1 protein-coding gene is annotated in these 1,083 nt (G+C 30.3%); it reads right to left on the reverse strand.

What is annotated here, in order from left to right; translation table 11 throughout:
- Positions 1 to 945: 4Fe-4S dicluster domain-containing protein (locus tag Q0370_RS08945; RefSeq protein ID WP_299574839.1), on the reverse strand; the 945-nt coding region annotated here is incomplete at its 3' end.
- Positions 946 to 1,083: the final 138 nt, after the last annotated feature.

Raw genomic sequence — 1,083 nt, forward strand, 5'->3', positions numbered from 1 at the left:
CCCCCCAGCCATATCCGTAAAGCCGTTCACATGACATGAAGCCCACACACGTCTTCTTTCTCCATTGTTTTCATTTTCACTGTAAAAAACATCTTGTGTAGTCGTGCAGGTACAAGTTGGACAAACAAAGTTACATTTTCCGCAGGCTATGCAACGACTGTCGTATTCACGCCATAAATCCAAATTTATTATATCTTCAAGCTCAATATTGTCAGGAATATCCACATGAATTTCATTATCTTCTACAAATTCCATTTCAAATTCAACATTTTCTTTTATCTTATTACTATTATTTTCAGCAATTATTTCTTCAAGATATTTTTTCATTTTTTCATCTTTTACATCCATGTACATTTCATTTATTTTATTTTCATCAGCGTTTCTGGTATTTTTTTCAGCTATAAGTTCATCAAAGTATACCTTCAATTCATCATCTTTTATATCAGCAAATATTTCCTTTTCTGTAACTTTTATTCCAATATTATACTCATCAGTCTTGTTAGTGCCCATATCTACACAAAAACAGTTCTCAAATGAATTTGGACATCCAAACACTACAAATTTAACTTTATCTCTGACTCTCTTGTAGTAAATATCCAAAAATTTATTATTCAAGTAAATATCATCAACTCTTTTGACACCATGTAAATCACAGCTTCTAAGAAATATAAGATATTTTTGTTCCTGTTCTTTGGGCATCTTGCATCCTTCTTCTGTAAAATAAAACATTGTCTGTGTTATTGGCAGCATTACTTCCTTTGCTGAAAAATGAGATTTTTTATCAAAACATATCTCTTCAATCTTATCAATTTCAGAATATCTAATTACAGAAGTATCTGAAAATGTACCACGAAACGGAATTTCAATTGGTGCATATATTTTATACTCTCTCTTCAGCTTTTCAAGTGCTGAATTAAAATTTTCACGATTTAAGCTAATTTTCATTACTCCTCCTAAATTTTTCATAAACAAAGGATTAGGCCCCTTGTTATATTCTCCAATTATTTCAATTCTTTATTCTTATTTTTTTATTTCCTTTTTCCCCAAATAATAACAGGAATATCCAATAAAACCTCCACCAAC

The organism is uncultured Leptotrichia sp., assembly GCF_938036635.1.
Classification (GTDB): Bacteria; Fusobacteriota; Fusobacteriia; order Fusobacteriales; family Leptotrichiaceae; genus Leptotrichia; species Leptotrichia hongkongensis.